Here is an 18,809-nt window from a genome sequence, read left to right as displayed (position 1 = left end):
GTGATAAGTAACCCGTAACTAAAAAATAATATGAACAAACAGCAATTATTCGAGAACATCAAGCGCAAGAAGTCATTCCTTTGCGTAGGTCTTGACACCGACATCAAGAAAATACCCGAGCATCTTCTGAAAGAGGAAGACCCTATATTCGCTTTCAACAAAGCCATCATCGACGCTACTGCCGACCTCTGCATCGCCTACAAGCCCAATCTGGCATTTTATGAGAGCATGGGCGTGAAAGGCTGGATAGCTTTCGAGAAAACCGTAAACTACATCAAGCAGAACTATCCCGACCAATTCATCATCGCCGACGCCAAACGCGGTGACATCGGGAACACCTCTGCCATGTATGCCCGTACCTTCTTCGAAGAGCTGGATATAGATTCCGTAACCGTAGCTCCCTACATGGGCGAAGACAGTGTGACCCCGTTCCTTACGTACGAAGGCAAATGGGTAATCCTGCTTGCGTTGACCAGCAACAAAGGCTCACACGACTTCCAGCTGACGGAAGACACCAACGGCGAACGCCTCTTCGAAAAAGTGCTCCGCAAATCCCAGGAGTGGGCCAGTGACGAACAGATGATGTACGTAGTAGGCGCCACACAAGGCCGCGCCTTCGAAGATATCCGCAAGATTGTTCCCGAACACTTCCTATTGGTTCCCGGCGTAGGCGCACAAGGCGGCTCCCTGGAAGAAGTCTGCAAGTATGGCATGAACAAGACTTGCGGCCTGATTGTCAACTCCAGCCGTGGCATCATCTACGTGGACAAGACAGAGAACTTCGCCGCCGCCAGCCGAAAAGCAGCCCAAGAAGTGCAGGCACAGATGGCGGAAGAGTTGAAAAAAGTGATTAACGACTAACGCTTAATGTTCGAAAGAAAGATTATCAACGACCCTGTCTTCGGGTTCATCAACATACCAAAGGGGTTGTTGTACGATGTTGTACGACATCCCCTTTTGCAACGTCTAAACCGTATCAAGCAACTGGGGTTGTCCTCTGTCGTATATCCCGGTGCGCAGCATACACGGTTCCAACACTCTTTGGGAGCCTTCTACCTGATGAGTGAGGCCATCCAGCAACTTGCCACCAAAGGAAACTTTATCTTCGACAGCGAAGCCGAAGCTGTGGAAGCCGCTATCCTGATGCACGACATCGGCCACGGCCCCTTCTCCCACGTACTGGAAAATACCATCGTGCAGGGCGTCTCCCACGAAGACATCTCCTTGATGCTGATGGAACGTATCAACAAGGAAATGAACGGACAGTTGACACTCGCCATTCAAATTTTCAAGGATGAATACCCCAAGCGCTTCCTGCACCAACTGGTAAGCGGGCAACTGGATATGGACCGCCTGGACTACCTGCGCCGCGACAGCTTCTATACCGGAGTGACCGAAGGCAACATTGGCTCCGCCCGCATTATCAAGATGCTGGATGTAAAGGATGACCACCTGGTAGTAGAGTCCAAAGGCATCTATTCTATTGAGAACTTCCTCACTGCCCGCCGCCTGATGTACTGGCAAGTCTATCTGCACAAAACCTCCGTTGCCTACGAGAAAATGCTGATTAGCACCCTGCTCCGCGCCAAGGAACTGGCAAGCCGCGGCATAGACCTCTTTGCCTCACCCGCCTTGAAATTCTTTCTATACAACGACATCAGCCGGGAGGCATTCTACAACAATCCCGAATGTTTGGAGAATTTCATTCAGTTGGACGATAATGACATCTGGACTGCCCTCAAGGTATGGAGCCGCCATTCGGACAAGGTTTTGTCCACCTTGAGCGCCGGCATGATTAACCGAAACATCTTCAAAGTCGAGATTTCTACCGAACCTATTAGTGAGGAACGGAAAAAAGAACTAACTTTGCAAATCAGTGAACAACTGAACATCCCTCTCTCCGAAGCGAGATATTTCATCTCTACCCCCAGCATCGAGAAGAATATGTACGACGAGGCAGATGACAGTATTGACATCCTCTACAACGACGGCAGCATCAAGAATATTGCCGAAGCATCGGATATGCTCAATATCTCTCTTCTGTCCAAGAAAGTAAAAAAGTACTACTTATGCTACCAACGTTTGCATAGATAAGTATAAAATATTCACCTCAGGACAAGGAAATATAAAAAAAAAGTCCGTTATTTGCGTTTTGAAACCATCTAACAAGAATAAGACATGGAGTTCTCTGCTAAACAAATTGCAACATTTATCCAAGGAGAAATTGTTGGAGACGAGAATGCTACCGTTCACACCTTTGCGAAAATCGAAGAGGGAATACCGGGAGCCATCTCCTTTCTATCCAACCCCAAATATACCCCCTACATATACGAAACCCAATCAAGCATTGTTCTGGTAAACAAGGACTTTGTTCCGGAACAAGAAGTGAAAGCCACCCTGATTAAAGTGGACAATGCGTATGAAAGTCTTGCTAAATTGCTAAATCTTTATGAGCAAAGCAAGCCAAAGCGGGTGGGAATTGACTCTCTGGCCTTTGTTGCCGAGACAGCTAAAATTGGCAAGGATGTTTACATTGCGCCTTTTGCCTGCATTGGCGAATACGCAGAGGTGGGAGACAATACGGTCATTCATCCGCACGTCACGATTGGCAGCGGTGCCAAAGTGGGCAATGACTGTATTATTTACGCTAACTCCACCATCTACCACGATTGCCGGGTAGGAAACCACTGCATCCTGCACTCCGGTTGCGTTATCGGTGCAGACGGTTTCGGCTTCGCCCCCACTTCCGAGGGCTATGAAAAAATACCGCAAATAGGTATCACTATCCTGGAAGACCATGTGGAAATCGGTGCCAACACGTGTGTGGACCGTGCTACTATGGGAGCCACCATCGTACATAGCGGTGTGAAACTGGATAATTTGATTCAGGTGGCACACAATGATGAAATAGGCTCCCACACCGTAATGGCGGCGCAAGTAGGTGTAGCAGGTTCTACCAAGATAGGAGAATGGTGCATGTTCGGCGGGCAGGTAGGCATTGCAGGTCATATTCATATTGGCAACAAAGTGAACCTTGGCGCACAGTCTGGTGTTCCCAGTAGCATAAAGGACGGTAGCCAGCTTATCGGTACCCCTCCTATGGAGCTGAAACAATATTTCAAGGCATCCATCGCACAAAGAAGTTTGCCGGAAATGCAAGTGGAACTGCGCCAGCTCCGCAAAGAATTGAATGAACTTAAACAACTATTAAATAAGTAACCAATGTTAAAACAAAAGACTCTAAAAGATAGCTTTTCGCTTAGTGGAAAAGGTCTTCATACGGGACTTGACCTAACCGTTACTTTCAATCCTGCTCCGGATAACCATGGATACAAAATCCAACGTATCGACTTGGAAGGACAGCCTACCTTCGATGCCGTTGCAGACAACGTATCCGAAACTACCCGTGGAACTGTAATCTCCAAAAACGGAGTAAAGGTGAGCACAGTGGAGCATGGTATGGCAGCCCTCTATGCATTGGGTATCGATAACTGCTTGATACAGGTAAACGGACCGGAATTTCCCATTCTGGACGGAAGCGCCCAATATTATGTCAACGAAATAGAGCGCGTAGGCACTGTAGAACAAAATGCCGTAAAAGATTTCTATATCATCAAGTCCAAAATTGAATTCCGTGACGAAACAACCGGCTCTTCCATCATCGTGTTGCCGGACGAGAACTTCAGCTTGAATGTATTGGTATCATACGATTCCAACATCCTCCCCAACCAGTTTGCAACGCTGGAGGACATGACGAAGTTCAAGGATGAAATCGCCGCAAGCCGTACTTTCGTGTTTGTACGCGAAATTGAGCCGTTGCTGCAAGCCGGTCTTATCAAGGGCGGCGACCTTGACAATGCGATTGTTATTTACGAACGCGAAATGTCCCAGGAGAACTATGACAAGCTGGCCGACGTGATGGGTGTTCCTCATATGGACGCCAAACAATTGGGATATATCAACCACAAACCTTTGGTGTGGCCCAATGAATGCGCCCGCCACAAGTTACTTGATGTCATCGGTGACCTGGCCTTGATAGGCAAGCCCATCAAGGGCCGTATCATCGCTACCCGCCCGGGACACACTATCAACAATAAGTTCGCCCGCCAGATGCGCAAGGAAATCCGTTTGCACGAAATACAAGCCCCTACCTACGACTGCAACCGCGAACCGATTATGGATGTAAACCGCATCCGCGAACTTCTGCCTCACCGTTACCCGATGCAATTGGTGGACAAAGTCATAGAAATAGGTGCCAACTACATTGTAGGTGTCAAGAACGTAACTTCCAACGAACCTTTCTTTCAGGGACACTTCCCGCAGGAACCCGTAATGCCCGGTGTGTTGCAGATAGAGGCAATGGCACAGACGGGAGGTTTGCTTGTACTGAATTCAGTGGACGAACCGGAACGTTACTCCACCTACTTCATGAAGATTGACGGTGTGAAATTCCGCCAGAAAGTGGTACCGGGAGACACGCTCATCTTCCGTGTAGAGCTGATGGCCCCCATACGCCGCGGCATCTCCACCATGAAAGGTTATGTGTTCGTAGGCGAAAAGGTGGTCTGCGAAGCAGAGTTTATGGCACAAATAGTTAAGAACAAATAATAAAATTTACGATTAGACTATTTACGATTTACGATTCAAATTACTCGTGAGAATTATCACATTCGGATAAAATCGTATATACAGTAAATCGCAAGTATTCTCAATCGTAAATCGTAAATAGCTAAATCGTAAATAATATGATAAGTCCCTTAGCGTATATTCATCCCGAAGCTAAAATCGGGGAAAACGTAGAGATTGCTCCTTTTGTTTTCATTGACAAGAATGTGGTAATCGGTGATAACAACAAGATTATGGCAAACGCCAACATTCTGTACGGTGCACGCATCGGTAATGGAAACACCATTTTCCCGGGAGCCGTTATCGGTGCCATTCCCCAGGATTTAAAGTTCAGAGGGGAGGAAAGCACTGCTGAAATCGGAGACAACAATATCATACGTGAAAACGTAACTGTCAACCGCGGTACAGCTGCCAAAGGCAGAACCATCGTCGGCAATAACAATCTCCTAATGGAAAGTGTGCACGTGGCGCACGATGCCCTGATAGGCAACGGCTGTATCATTGGCAACTCTACAAAAATGGCGGGTGAAATTGTCATCGACGATTATTCCATCATCAGCGCCAATGTACTGATGCACCAATTCTGCCATGTGGGCGGTTATGGTATGATACAGGGCGGCTGCCGTTTCAGCAAGGACATCCCGCCGTACATCATTGCCGGACGCGAGCCTATCTGCTATGCGGGAATCAATGTGGTAGGGTTACGCCGCCGTGGCTTCTCCAACGAGACCATCGAGAAAATCCATGATGCCTATCGTATTATCTATCAAGGCGGTCTGAACAATACGGATGCCTTGAAGAAAATCGAGGATGAAATGGAAATGACACCGGAAATAAGCTATATCGTAAACTTTATACGTGAATCAGCCCGCGGCATTATCCCCGCAGGAAAATGAAAAACGTATGATTTACACAAAATCAGAAGTCAGAAATCATAAATTATAAATCATCATGATCTACAGATTTACAATCATCTCTGATGAGGTGGACGATTTTGTCAGAGAAATACAGATAGACCCGGAAGCTACCTTTTATGACTTCCATGAAGCGATTCTAAAGTCGGCAGGCTACACCAACGACCAGATGACTTCTTTCTTCATTTGCGATGATGACTGGGAAAAAGAGAAAGAAATTACGCTGGAAGAAATGGACGACAATCCGGAAATGGACAGTTGGGTGATGAAAGAGACCCAGCTGAGCGAACTGGTTGAAGACGAGAAGCAGAAACTTCTCTATGTATTCGATTATATGACTGAACGCTGCTTCTTCATCGAGCTTTCTGAAATCATTACCGGAAAAGAAATGAAAGGCGCCAAATGCACCAAGAAAGCGGGTGAAGCTCCCAAGCAGACCGTTGACTTTGAAGAAATGGCAGCTGCCGGCGGTTCCCTGGATTTGGACGAAAACTTTTACGGCGACCAAGACTTCGATATGGAAGATTTCGACAAAGAGGGTTTCGGCGGTTTGGACGAAGCCGGGAACTCCTTCGAAGAAGAAAAATATTAAACAGACATTATTCCCCTTCAGAAAGGCGCGGATTGTTATGGTTCGCGCCTGAATTTTATACCCGCATGCACACCCTAATCGTACTTATCGGCCCCACCGGAGTAGGCAAAACAGAATTAAGCCTCCGATTGGCAGAACATTTCCATACTTGTATCGTCTCGGCCGATTCGAGACAACTCTATGCAGATTTAAAGATAGGCACGGCTGCCCCTACACCGGAGCAGCTGCAACGGGTACAGCATCACTTCGTCGGTACCCTAAAGCTGACAGACTATTACAGTGCCGCCCAATACGAAGCGGAAGTGATGAAGCTGCTGGAAGACTTGTTTACAAAGCATAACACCACACTGCTGACCGGAGGCTCAATGATGTATGTAGATGCAGTCTGTAAAGGCATTGACGACATTCCGACCGTAGATGCCGATACACGCCAGCTCATGCTGCACAAATACGAAACAGAAGGTCTGGAAAGACTTTGTGCGGAACTTAAGCTGTTGGACCCGGAATATTACAAAATAGTAGATTTGAAAAACCCAAAACGCGTAGTCCATGCTTTGGAAATCTGCTATATGACGGGCAAGACCTACACTTCCTTCCGCACCCAACAAAAGAAAGAACGCCCCTTCCGTATTATCAAAATAGGATTAACGCGTGACCGGGAAGAGCTTTATGAACGCATCAACTGCCGGGTGGACCAAATGGTGGAAGAGGGTTTGGTGGAAGAAGCGCGCATGGTCTATCCGCATAAAAGTCTAAATTCCCTGAATACAGTAGGCTACAAAGAAATATTCAAGTACCTGGACGGCGAATGGACATTACCCTTTGCCATTGAGAAGATAAAGCAGAACTCACGCATCTATTCCCGTAAGCAAATGACCTGGTTCAAACGGGACGAGGAAATCCGCTGGTTCCACCCGGAGCAGGAAAGGGAAATACTGGAATACTGTCATTGCTCCATCAAAGGCGTATAAGCCTTTCGGACAAGTGCTTCCACATCTTGATAAAGCTTCTGCATTTCTTGAGAATCAATGCTTCCTTGCTGTCTCCAACTGTCCAACAATGGGCATGTACGGCGAAACACCTCCGCCTCCACCGGAACAAGCTGTTGCATATAGCCGTTATTCTCCATATTGTACAGTTTTTCCCAATTCAGATAACGATTGGTTCCCATCCCCTGATTGTAACAGAAGACATTATTGGAAAGCCGGAGTGACCAATCACTGAGCGGAGCGGCAGCACACGCCTTGTCCCAACATACCATCGAAGGCAGAAATTTATCCGCATCCTTCACCCAAAGTGGCACGGCAATGCCCGTAGGAGGATATCCCAGCATTGTCCACATCGTAGTAAGTTCCGCCTTCTCACCCGGTTTTACGCCCTGCACCACAATGGAACAAGAAGTGCTGTTACGGGGAATAAAATCCTGGTCGACAAACCAACCGGAACCTTGCGGGCGATTAAACTTCCCGCTCCTCAAATCAATATCGAGCATGCAATTGCGGAACGAACGTGAAAGGTCATTGAAGATACCCTGAGGTGTCACCCCACCCGTTGCAGAAGCCTTCATCAATACCCGGTCTGCCTCCATATAGCGTACATAACCCGCTCCCCGGTTCACCTCACCGGCAAAAGAAAAGTTCGTACGGGCAATGTAACCGTAAGGAGCATCCTTCGGATCATTGGCATCATACATCGTATATTTATAGTAATCCACCTCAAACATGGCGGCACCGCCTTTGGCATCAATCACGCCAAAATTGGCTTCTATCAGGCTGGGCTTGGTGATGGTATCAAGAAAATGGCAGAAGTCCTCCACCGTGGCACAAACCTCCAAAGCACGGTAGATAATCCTCCCGTTGGCGGCACCCCGTTCTTCCCCGTCCTTCACTTCCACCAGATTGTAGGATTGGGTGTTCATCAAGGCAAAGCCGGCGGAATTGGTACCGACCCATGCCTCCTTCAAATCAGGGAAGTTGTCACTATTCACATCGGCAATGAAGTCATACTTCTCACCTTTCACATAAGCTACATGATTTCGCAGATAGTCTGTATCACGGTTTTTCCATAGCAACGAACGGCCGTCAAGAGTAACCTTTCCGGAAACGACGGCAGATGTACAAGCCAGAACCGGCTCGGCAAGAGTGAGCGCAGCAAGCAGTCCCAATATTAAAAAAAGATGTTTTATCATAACCTTCCCCTTCCTTAGATTTATATTCGCAAAGGTATGATAATCTGTGAAAGAGCAAAAGAAATCCTCTGAAATCCTTATCCCCTATTCATCAAGAAAGAATTATTCGCTGACAAGTTTCTGCAACTTATCCTGCATATACCGAAGTTTCGCAGTTCCAGTACCTTGTTCTATATGGCGGATAATGCCTTTCTTATCCACCAGTATAGTGACCGGCATACCACTCACATGAAAGGTCTCGAAGAAAAACAAGTCATCGGCTATCTGGGTAAAGAGAAAAGGACGGCTCTCTACAATTTTCTTTATTTGTGCAGCACTGTCAAAAGTCGTAGCAAGATAGGTTACATCAGGATAGACTTCCATCCATTTGTTCAGCTCCGGCATTTCACGGATACAAGGACCACAGCCGGTATACCAGAAGTTCAGGACCATAGGACGTCCCGTCACATCGGTATTGCTCCACTCCTTCCCTTCCGTATCTTTCACTTTAAAATCCGGGAAAGCCTTCCCTATCCATTCTTCCTTCTTCAAAGTCTGCACGGCACCGCTTATCGGCCATTTCTTCCCCATCCCTCCGCGGTAACTCATCAAGAAGGCTTCCGCACCAAGGACCTCTCCGGCAGGAGTGGCGTATTTTCTTACATCCTCAGGCAGCGCAAAGCCTTTGCGCAAACGGAGTTCCGTAACCTCGTGTCCCACGCCGTCCTCATGTGTAATGAAGGTTGCCACATTGTCCGAACTCACACAAGGCGGCATGCCTTCGAAGAAAAGCCCGTCCACCAAATAATATTTCTTACCGGCTGTCTGGGCAGAGCAAAGCCCTGCCCCCACAGCTATCAGAATTAGAAACAAAGAGAGAATTTTCTTTATCATAGTTGTTAGAGACTATTCATTTTTTAGTGTAATCGTAAGCTTGGGTCGTGCCTTCACTTTGCCGGTAGCCATGCCTATATACGAAGCAACCAATACAGCATCCTTAGAAGGTACAGAAAGGACAAAATTACCATTGACATCGGTAACGCTTCCCGTAGTGGTACCTTCTATCAGAACAGCCGCACCAATAATAGGCTCGCCCTGCTCATCCACCACTTTGCCTTCCACTTTCATATTACCTTGAACGGAAGTCTTTTCTACAGCTTTAGTTTTTTTAGTAGCAATGTAAATCTCACCTTTTCCACCTGCCTCTTTCTTCACCTCAATGCTCTCAATATTCTCCGCAGGTATTAAATCATCGATAGTTTTAGTACCCAAATCAACCTTTTCTCCATCAATATAAATAGTCTTCGTTAAATCAAGACTACCGTTATGCTGTACTTTAGCGTTCTCTGTCACCTCTTTATCCCGACGGATAACTATACCTGGAGTTCCTTGTTTCAGGGTTATCAAAAGAACACCATTCTTTCCCTTTTCTCCATATAATTCCGTGGCAGATTTATCTTTCAAAACCGTTACACGCTCTATCTTATTAGGATCCAATGCACTCATGACAGATGGCGTCACCTCTTTTCCATCCACAATATACAGTGGTTCTTTCCCATTACCTGCATATCCTTCAACTGTAATACCATTGGCAGAAGAAGTTTTCTCAAGTTTGTCATCATCCAAACTGAACATCACCGGAACCGTATATTTCACCGCCACCGGCTGCCCCTTCTGTCTCCCTGGTTTCCACTTCGGCATATTACTTATCAAACGCAACGCTTCAGCATCCATATCCTTATCTACAGAACGGAGAAGTTTCGGTTCCTTGATACTTCCATCTTTATCCACCACAAATTGGACAGTCACACGCCCTTGCGTACCTTTCTCTTTGGCAGATGCCGGATAGCGCATATTGTCTTTCAGATAACTCATAAGAGCACTCATTCCACCTCCAGGAAATTCCGGCATCTCCTCTACCACTTCAAAGACCGGAGTCCCCTTCAACTGCTTGCGGACTTCCGTCGGTACATACTTCACATCAGCAGGTTTCATTGTGTCTCCTACACTTTCCGTCATTTTTGTTTCTACAATTGCAGCCAAATCGTTAACTTTGACGCTTGAAATCTCCTCCACTTTATTGGAGACTTCGGGACGGGCAAAAGCTGTTACTGCAATAGCAGCTACCGGAAGTACATAAAGATACTTCAAACGTGCCCACGGACTTGATTTTTCTTTTAACATCATAGTGATACGTTTTTTAAGTTTACTGTGATTAAAGCTGTTGGCCATAGAGTAGAGCCTTGTGCCGACAGCTTTTTTAATTAATAATAGTTGATACTGTTTTGCGTCCACACCTTCCTTTATTACCGTTTCATCCGCTTCAAACTCATGGATATTCTGCAGCTCCTGCTTCAGTAGCCATGATGCTGGATTGAACCACTGGAAGAAAATGCAGACATCGGCCACCAGCAAGTCCCAGGAATGGCGGTTATGGATATGAGCAAGCTCATGGATAAGGATTTCCCGTCCGTTCTCCTCCAAGTCTTTCCGTGAAATGACAATATATCCCATCCAACTGAACGGAGCTATGTCACGATTGTGCACAATCAGAGTGACACGTTCCTTTCTGCTCGGTAAGTAGCTGCCGATATCCTCTTTTTTACCCGATTTCAGCAACATCAGTAACCGTACCAACGAACATACGTTGCGGAAGGCAAAGAAAACGATTCCTGCCAGATAGACAAGCAGCGCCACTTGTATCCAGGTGACTGTTGCCGTTTCAGCACTTGCTCCGGCCTCAGTGGCATTCACTGCATCCGCCATCATCAGCAACTGTTCCAATGTCAGCATCGTCTGGTGCACTTCCGTCTCCTGCTTCACACTTACCTCTACCAAAGGCAATAGGCAGGACAACAGCAAAATGCCCAACAATGAAAAACGGTTGAAACGATGAAACGTCTCGCGTGCCAGCAACAAGCGATAAAACAGATAGAATATCGCCAGGCAAACAGAAGATTTGAGTATATAAACAAAAAACAGACCCATGGAGTTATTTACTATTTAAGGATTTACGATTTACTATTTACAGTTACTTGGTCAGTTCATTCCGTAGCATCTCCACTCCGGGAAATCCGGTTGCTTTGTAGGAAATATCTCCTTCACGGTTCACGACGAAATAGGTCGGGATACCCGGATATTCGTACAGCTTTGCCAATGCCGTACTTTGCTCATTGCTAATGCGACAGTGAATACCGGGTATATCCGGTATCATTACTTTCCATTTTCCTTCAGGAGATGTTTCGTCGACAATATATAGATAAACCACCTCTTTCAGCTCCTCTTTCAACGGTTTCAGGCTTTTCATGGCCCGCATACAAGGACCACACCAGGTGTTCCACATATCCACCAGTACCATCTTGCCACGATAAGGACGAGTAATGACCTGCAACAAACTGTCTGCCGCTACCTCCTTTTCCACCTCAACAATCTTATATCCGGTCTTTCCCTTAGTAGCTTCCAGCTCTGATTTCAGTTCGGCTTCAATCCTCCCGTTTCTCATCAGGAACAATTGCCTGAGGTCGGGAGAAGCGATGCTGTCCACCGTCCGACGCTCTTCCTCAGTCAAAGGCATGTACTTGCTCAGATTACGGGAAGCACGCCCGGCAAGAAGCATGTCCGGCCAAAGAGGGTCTTGCACAAACTTATCCCGGAAATTTCCGGTAGCGGTCTTCACAAAGTCCGTATAATAATTGTAATATTTCTGTTCGGGAGTATGCAGAATATCCAGTTGCAGTATTTCCTTGAAGTATGAGATACTGTCCACCGTCATGTCCGCCCTTTTCACCCCCTTCCTGCCCGAAAGCATCGGGGCATAACTAAGGTTACTCTTGTAATTATAGATAAGGCTGAACAGATTCATATCCAGATTTGCCCGGATATAAGTACGGCAAGCCTGGCTCATATCCTTGTTTTTTACAAGTTTCTTTTGCATATCTTCATAATGCCTGAACAGATACTTTTTATATGCCTGCGGAGTCATCCCACAAATATCTGCATAAAAATCATCAGCTCCCGATAAGCTTTTCATTTCACCGAACCGCAGCAACTCGGTATTCAGACCGGCATAGTCTCCTTCAAACCAAACACAGTTGTCCGTTACACCATCCCTTTTCCGGCTTAAAAGACGGCTTTGCGAATAGAATATTTCAGGCAGATTGATTGTGACATCCAGTTCTCCACCCGGAACGAGAAACAATTCTATTTTCGAACGGGATATCCACAGCGTAACACCGCTCGGCAACAGCACCTCTGTCTCATAACGGAACGTGCCATCCTCCGCTATCTTCAAGTCCTTACCGGTGAAATACATGAAGAACCAAGGCGAGTCATAGTAGCGTAACGTCACTCCATACTCTGGTTTATACCCCAATATCCGCCCCTTTATGACAGTCTTTCCCATATTCAATTCCGGTCCGGGCAATGGCAAAACCTCATCCGGTTTCTTATTCCGCAAACGTTCGGGAATATCCACCCGAGGTTTCTCTCCGTTGAGCTGTATACCATAAATTACCCATCCTTCATCACTGTCCGGTGTCTCTACAAAATCAAAGCTCTCAGTATCCATCGGAAGCGGACTAAACTTCAAAACAGCAGTCATTTCACCGGAAGCGGGAATATGCGTCCATTCATCCCTGGCAAAACCGGTATTTCCCAAATATCCGTAATCCTTTCCGGATGCCCGCAACACAGCTGTCGAATCAATCCTGACCCTATCGCCCTGCATGCCATAAAGCCTCACCGCCAGCCAGGTCGTATCTTTTCCAAGCGTCACTTGCTCCACTTCAATGCTACGCGTATTGCATGCCATGAAATAGGGTACCTTTACGATTTTCTTTGCCTGCAATCCGCAGCAAATACTTACCAGCAGCAAACAAACCAATCCGATGTTTTTCATAAGCCAGAGTTATTAGAGTCTCAACAATCTCAGTCCCTTCCCTTTTCCACGTCTTGTATCAACTGCTTCAGTTCTTCCAGGGATATATCCTCTTCCTTCACCAGAGACGACACTGCGCTGAGATAGGAATTATTGAAATATTTGCTGATAACGTTCTTCAGTGTCCGCTTGCGAAAATCCTCCTCGCTGACCACCGCATAATACTGATACGTGTTGCCGTACGTATGATGGCTCAGGAATCCCTTATCCTCCAATCCTCTCACAATGGTGGACAAAGTATTGAAATGTGGTTTCGGCTCTTCATAGAATGCCAGCATTTCCTTCACAAACAAGGGTCCCTTTTCCCAGAAAAAGCCCATGATTTCTTCTTCTTTTGCAGTCAATCCTTTCATAACATTCTTTGTTTTCCGCAAATAACTAAATTATTTAGTTCAAAAACTAATTTCTCTCGTTAAATAAAACTAAAGCTTTTAGTTTATTCGGCAAACACCAGTCTCCAACCGTCTCCCGACAAGCAAAATACCTACTAATAGTGATTGCAGTTCTCGGATAAAAGCCGTTACTTTGCGCACGAATCAGAGAATTAAAAACAATAACATACAATGAATGAGCAACATAAGTACCGCTCCACGGACAAGATGAGCGACCTCATCTGTGACAATTACTCCTTATTAATGGTGATGAGCCGCTTCGGACTGTCATTAGGATTCGGAGACAAGAGCGTGAAGGACGTCTGCGAAGCACAAGGCGTCGATTGCCCTACATTCCTCGCCGTAGCCAACTTTATCAGCGAAGAACAATACTCTTACAGCGGCAATGAAAGTGATTTTTCCATTCCCGCCCTTATGGATTATCTGAAGCGTGCCCACACATATTTCCTCGACTTCAACCTGCCGGCCATCCGCCGCAAACTCATCGAAGCCATCGATTGTTCCAGTACAAACGATGTAGCCTACCTCATCCTGAAGTTCTTCGATGAATATGCCAAGGAAGTACGCCGCCACATGGAATATGAAAACCAGGCCGTATTCACCTATGTAGAGCAATTACTCCAAGGCAACCTATCGGACGAATACAACATCGCCACTTTTGCCAGCAAACATAATCAGATAGATACCAAACTGAAAGAGCTGAAGAACATCATCATCAAATACTACCCGGAAAAGGAGAACAACAATCTCCTGAATGCGGTCTTGTTCGATATATTCAACTGCGAACAAGACCTTGCCACCCACTGCCAGGTAGAAGATTATATGTTTGTTCCCGCCGTAGCGCAAATAGAAAGGAAACTGAAAAATGAACAATAATACTTCTTTGAAGATTGTCATTGCAGAAACTTCGGTCATCATCCGGAGTGGTCTGACGGCTGTTTTGAAGCGTATTCCCAACTTGAATGCACACCCTATTGAAGTTTCTTCTCCGGAATCGCTGCAAAACTACATTCACATGCATCCGGCAGACATTATCATCATCAACCCCACTTTCGGTGGCTGGTTCGACCTGCCCGCCTTCAAGGCAGAACACGGAAAATCCGGTATCAAGTACATTGCTATGGTATGCTCCGTCATCGACAACAACATATTGAAGGAATATGACGAGAACTTCGCCATGTGCGATGACGTAGATGTCATCGCCTCCAAAATCAACCACTTGCTACACACCGAGGAGGAAGAAGAAAAAGACAGCGAACAAGAAACCCTGAGCCAGCGCGAAAAGGAAATCATCACCTGCGTTGTGAAGGGCATGACCAACAAAGCCATCGCCGACAAACTCTACCTCTCCATCCATACTGTCATTACCCATCGCCGTAACATTGCACGCAAACTGCAGATACATTCTCCGGCAGGGCTCACCATCTACGCTATTGTCAACAAGCTGGTAGAATTGAGCGACATCAAGGACTCTCTATAAGATTCTTCCGGCAACCGTTTCCCTACCCGCTGCGGCCTATAGGGAAAAACCGGATGAATCCCTTGCAAAAGTATGCTCCTCCATACGGGAAAAGCCCTCTGCCTATTGATTAAGGTTTATCTTGTGCCTGAAGACAAAGCTCATCCCCTATGTCATCCCTCCCCATCCTATGACTCTTTATGCCCCACAAGTATCCTTATCCAACCTTACCCACAGTATCCGTCACGCCATACACAAATCCCCGCTTCACGATATCACATCGGGAAGCGGGGATCCTTTTATCTTCATAAAAGTGGTTACGTAATTATGACTAACTAATTCATTCAAATCTGATGTTGCAAAGATAAGGCATCGGCAGACAGTACGCAATCACTTAAATTAGGTATAATAAAACAAGTCAGTCATTATAAATAGGTAGAACCACCCGCAAATCAAGCATTGGCATAGCTATGCATTCCTCCAAGGATGTAGTTCACCCCAAAATAGGTCATCAGGACTGTCAGAAAGGCGACAATCATATAGATGTGGAAGAATAACGGCCTGCGGAAAATGCGTAGGCTGCGCGCATGGAACGCCGCTCCATAAACCATAAAGGTAATCAGCGCCCATACTTCCTTCGGGTCCCAAGCCCAATATCGCCCCCAAGAAGCATTGGCCCAAACCGCACCCAGAAAAATACCGGCTCCCAAAAAGAAAACGGCGGGATAAAGCAGCAATCGGCTGAGCAGCATCAACATCCGGGCTGAACGGCGAAGACACAATGCCAGTATGCCGTTCAGCATCATAAAGGCAAACAAAGCATAAGACATCATTATCAACGACACATGCGTACTGAGCCATGGAGAAACAAGCACGGGCATCAAGGGAGTGATTTGGGGATTCATCTGTCCCAAATAAGACACTAGCAAGGCAAAACCGGACAGCAAAAAGCCGAAAGGCACCATAAACGGGAAGCGCCGCCGAAACAGACAAGCCAGGAACAGCGCACACAATGCCATGAACTGCATCGTTTCGTATCCGTTGCCCAACGGTATTCGCCCACCGATGTACCACCTCAGGCCATACCCGAAGAGCTGAAAGAGAAACGCCGCATAAAGAGAAAACGGGAAAAAAGTATCTGCCAAACGCGAAGAGAAAGAGAGCGCTACAATCCTACCGGAAGAGTCTGACAATGCCGACGAACGACGCAGGCCGCGATACAGCAGACGGAAGAAAGCCAGCATCCCCACCGTAAGGTTGAACATGAACAGCAATTTGCTGAAAGGAATACGGTTATACAGCAATTCGGCTTGTATTTTAGTATCGGAAACAGGCTCCACACTCCCGTCTTCCGGCAAAGAACGAATCAATGTACCATTTTGGAGCATCAAAATCAGTCCCACCTTTTCATCCGCCTCTACAATGGCCTTTTCCAGAGAAGTCATTTTCTGATGATGGTCTTGCTTCCCCTTCCAGAACTTCTGCAAGCGATACTTCTCACCGTCGAACAAATCAGCCAGACATGCATAGGGTGTCTCCAAATGAAGCAGGCGACGGAGTGCCTCGTTTTTGATATAAATCATCGGCTCATTCTGCCAAACTTCCGGACGCAGAAGCCATCCACCAATCACCTGCTCCGGCGTCATGCCTCCATAAGACGGTTTTCCCGTCAGTTTCAGTACAAAATCGCGCGCAAGGGTATTGAAAGGAACCACACGGTCATTATAAATCACCTGCTTACGGGCGAGACTATCCGCCTGCTTGCGTGCCAGTGCCGGAAGGCTTCTCTTCTGCGCATGTACCCCACTTCCCAGACACAGCAACAATAGAACAAACATTCCTCCCTTCTTCAACAACGGATGCCTCAGCAGCCTGCGGAACTCTCCACCCCGGCTGACCAGCATCCAGAGCATGGAGACACCTAACAAGAGGTATCCACTATAGGTAATCCCTATCCCCCACGGGTCATAATTCACTGTCAGCCAGCTCCCCTGCATATCCTCATCAAAGGAAGACTGATAAAAGCGGAACCCCTGCCGTGAAAGAATACGGTTCATGGAGACGGGCGTCTCACCGTGAATATAGCTGATATAATCTGCAGGAGCATCCGTACCCGGATAGTACTCAATCCGGAAACTGTCCAGACGTAAGGTGAACGGTAACTCTACAACCTGCCTGCCGTCTTGTTCCAAAAAGCAGTTCACCTCACTGCCGACAGTAAGATGCACATATCCTTTTCGGCCACAAAGAAACGTAGTCATGGCTCCCGCCAAAATCACGAGGAAGGAGCCATGCAACAACAACGTCGGGAGACGCCGCCACAACCGCTGTCTTACAAGCACAACAACAGTCATCGCAGCAAGGGCTCCCCACAAACAACAGAACCAAATCGTATGATAAACATGCTTTTCTACAAAATCCGTACTGTATGTCTGCTCTACAAACGTAGTTGCAGCAAGTAAGAGCAGCAAACAACCATAAACAGCTATGAGAAACTTTTTCAATTAAGAGCTATCAATTAAAAGTAAAAAATCAATATGGAGCAAACTCCTTGTTTTCTAAAGACTTGACTCCCATACATTCCATCTCTATCAGCCAACCCGGACGACATACGGGAGCATATACAAACACTCTCGGAGTATCCGGAAAACGCTCGTCATACATTCCTTTGACCACGGTATAGTCTGCAACATCCCGCAGATAAACAATCATCTGTCCTAAATCATCAAACGTACAGCCAGCCTCTTTCAACAAAGCCTCCACATTCTCCCACATACGTTCCGTCTGCTTGCGAATGTCTCCGGGACATACCACCTCACCTTTATTATTGATGCTCGCAGTACCCGAAATAAACACCTGGCGACGGTCGCCATAATCCACATACGTACCTCGCTCGAAACTCACACCGTATTCGTATGTGGGATTCAGATGTGTCGGTGCGTAAAGGTAGTGAATTTGTTCAGATTTCAAACCATCTACAGCATAAGTATCCATCTGAACCGTCACTTTTGGGTCGGCATGACGGCCACCGATACCGGTACTGGAAATATAATGAGTCTTCTCCGTCAAGTCCTGGGTAACAAACACCTCATTACGCGCCTTCACCACTCCGGCATAATTCACATCCACGTTCTGTACAAAGAACCAGGTACGTATGCAATTATCAGCCAGCTTACAGCCCTGTTCCATCAGCTGCATCACATAGTCATTCAACAGCAGACGGGTCTGGTATTCCGAATTGGCAGCACGATTGAAAGAGCCGCCTCCCCAAAGGTGACGGTAGGCGCCATGTCTCACTTCGAACAATCCGTTATGAAGCACCTGTGTTTCCACACCTTTCTGCAGATAGACCCACAGTGCAATCTTTGTACCGTTCAACGGCGGCTGCTCTACCACGGAGAGTGCACAATCCGAACATTCTGCCGAAAGCGCCAGTAGCATATCTGCTTGATTGGCGGCGTCACTTAGAAAGTAGCGTTTAAAGATGGCAACAGCACCTTGTAGTTCACTTTCACGCAGTTGGCAGTAAGTGTCGACCACCGCATTCAGCTGTTCTTCATAAGTCGCTTCCGGTCTGGTGGCATGAATCATTACATGATATTCCGAAACACCCGCTTCTACCTCATATTTAAAGATTTCGGTTAAGGTATTCTCCAATTGATTAGTTTGTTGTTGTTTATTTTTCATATTAAATATCAATTAGTCGTTGTTGTTCAAAAAAGT

The 18,809-nt window shown here is 46.6% G+C and carries 16 protein-coding genes; 9 read left to right on the top strand and 7 right to left on the bottom strand.

Features of this window, described 5'->3' with window-relative positions; translation table 11 throughout:
* Positions 1 to 30: 30 nt before the first annotated feature.
* The 7 genes from pyrF (at position 31) to miaA (ending at position 7,103) form a co-directional block, all read left to right on the top strand.
* Positions 31 to 861 carry an orotidine-5'-phosphate decarboxylase gene (gene pyrF / locus DW096_RS09690; RefSeq protein ID WP_005835353.1) on the top strand — a complete coding sequence of 277 codons (831 nt, stop codon included), beginning with the start codon at positions 31 to 33 and terminating at the stop codon, positions 859 to 861.
* 6 nt (positions 862 to 867) lie between these two features.
* Positions 868 to 2,094 (top strand): HD domain-containing protein, encoded by a 1,227-nt coding sequence (locus DW096_RS09685; protein ID WP_005835351.1) that lies wholly within the window; start codon positions 868 to 870, stop codon positions 2,092 to 2,094.
* Between the two features lie 84 nt (positions 2,095 to 2,178).
* Positions 2,179 to 3,219: a UDP-3-O-(3-hydroxymyristoyl)glucosamine N-acyltransferase gene (gene lpxD / locus DW096_RS09680; RefSeq protein ID WP_005823705.1), complete on the top strand. Its 1,041-nt coding sequence runs from the start codon at positions 2,179 to 2,181 to the stop codon at positions 3,217 to 3,219.
* A gap of 3 nt (positions 3,220 to 3,222) precedes the next feature.
* Positions 3,223 to 4,608, top strand: coding sequence for a bifunctional UDP-3-O-[3-hydroxymyristoyl] N-acetylglucosamine deacetylase/3-hydroxyacyl-ACP dehydratase (locus DW096_RS09675; protein ID WP_005823709.1), 1,386 nt, complete (start codon positions 3,223 to 3,225; stop codon positions 4,606 to 4,608).
* A gap of 137 nt (positions 4,609 to 4,745) precedes the next feature.
* A complete protein-coding gene (gene lpxA / locus DW096_RS09670; RefSeq protein ID WP_009037103.1) occupies positions 4,746 to 5,522 on the top strand; it encodes an acyl-ACP--UDP-N-acetylglucosamine O-acyltransferase in 777 nt (258 codons plus the stop codon).
* A 55-nt stretch (positions 5,523 to 5,577) separates the two neighbouring features.
* Positions 5,578 to 6,132, top strand: coding sequence for a hypothetical protein (locus DW096_RS09665; RefSeq protein WP_057282010.1), 555 nt, complete (start codon positions 5,578 to 5,580; stop codon positions 6,130 to 6,132).
* A gap of 65 nt (positions 6,133 to 6,197) precedes the next feature.
* The gene (gene miaA / locus DW096_RS09660) at positions 6,198 to 7,103 is read left to right on the top strand and encodes a tRNA (adenosine(37)-N6)-dimethylallyltransferase MiaA (protein ID WP_057282049.1); all 906 of its coding nucleotides are present in this window, start codon (positions 6,198 to 6,200) and stop codon (positions 7,101 to 7,103) included.
* Here the strand turns inward: miaA and DW096_RS09655 are convergent.
* The 5 genes from DW096_RS09655 to DW096_RS09635 form a co-directional block, all read right to left on the bottom strand.
* Complete coding sequence (locus DW096_RS09655) at positions 7,079 to 8,320, bottom strand: hypothetical protein (RefSeq protein ID WP_057282009.1); 1,242 nt, start codon at positions 8,318 to 8,320, stop codon at positions 7,079 to 7,081. The genes miaA and DW096_RS09655 overlap by 25 nt on opposite strands.
* A gap of 102 nt (positions 8,321 to 8,422) precedes the next feature.
* Positions 8,423 to 9,193 (bottom strand): TlpA disulfide reductase family protein, encoded by a 771-nt coding sequence (locus DW096_RS09650; protein WP_057282008.1) that lies wholly within the window; start codon positions 9,191 to 9,193, stop codon positions 8,423 to 8,425.
* Between the two features lie 12 nt (positions 9,194 to 9,205).
* On the bottom strand, positions 9,206 to 11,287 hold the full coding sequence (locus tag DW096_RS09645) for a M56 family metallopeptidase (protein ID WP_057282007.1): 2,082 nt from the start codon (positions 11,285 to 11,287) through the stop codon (positions 9,206 to 9,208).
* A 43-nt stretch (positions 11,288 to 11,330) separates the two neighbouring features.
* Complete coding sequence (locus DW096_RS09640; RefSeq protein ID WP_120028739.1) at positions 11,331 to 13,196, bottom strand: TlpA disulfide reductase family protein; 1,866 nt, start codon at positions 13,194 to 13,196, stop codon at positions 11,331 to 11,333.
* A 29-nt stretch (positions 13,197 to 13,225) separates the two neighbouring features.
* Positions 13,226 to 13,588 carry a BlaI/MecI/CopY family transcriptional regulator gene (locus DW096_RS09635; RefSeq protein ID WP_005823785.1) on the bottom strand — a complete coding sequence of 121 codons (363 nt, stop codon included), beginning with the start codon at positions 13,586 to 13,588 and terminating at the stop codon, positions 13,226 to 13,228.
* 210 nt (positions 13,589 to 13,798) lie between these two features.
* Here DW096_RS09635 and DW096_RS09630 point away from each other — a divergent pair, with 210 nt between their 5' ends.
* A complete protein-coding gene (locus tag DW096_RS09630) occupies positions 13,799 to 14,503 on the top strand; it encodes a hemerythrin domain-containing protein (RefSeq protein WP_008665531.1) in 705 nt (234 codons plus the stop codon).
* Positions 14,493 to 15,107, top strand: coding sequence for a response regulator transcription factor (locus DW096_RS09625; protein ID WP_005823789.1), 615 nt, complete (start codon positions 14,493 to 14,495; stop codon positions 15,105 to 15,107). Before DW096_RS09630 ends, DW096_RS09625 begins: the two co-directional genes overlap by 11 nt.
* Before the next feature lie 431 nt (positions 15,108 to 15,538).
* On the opposite strand, the gene ccsA is transcribed toward DW096_RS09625, so the two are convergent.
* Both ccsA and DW096_RS09615 read right to left on the bottom strand, forming a co-directional pair.
* Positions 15,539 to 17,590: a cytochrome c biogenesis protein CcsA gene (gene ccsA, locus DW096_RS09620; protein ID WP_120028738.1), complete on the bottom strand. Its 2,052-nt coding sequence runs from the start codon at positions 17,588 to 17,590 to the stop codon at positions 15,539 to 15,541.
* A gap of 28 nt (positions 17,591 to 17,618) precedes the next feature.
* A complete protein-coding gene (locus DW096_RS09615) occupies positions 17,619 to 18,773 on the bottom strand; it encodes a Rid family hydrolase (RefSeq protein ID WP_005835334.1) in 1,155 nt (384 codons plus the stop codon).
* Positions 18,774 to 18,809 lie beyond the last annotated feature (36 nt).

The organism is Bacteroides sp. AM07-18, assembly GCF_003602695.1.
Lineage (GTDB): Bacteria > Bacteroidota > Bacteroidia > Bacteroidales > Bacteroidaceae > Bacteroides > Bacteroides uniformis.
The sequence above is the reverse complement of the archived record's forward strand: the minus strand, read 5'-3'. Positions and strand labels throughout refer to the sequence as shown.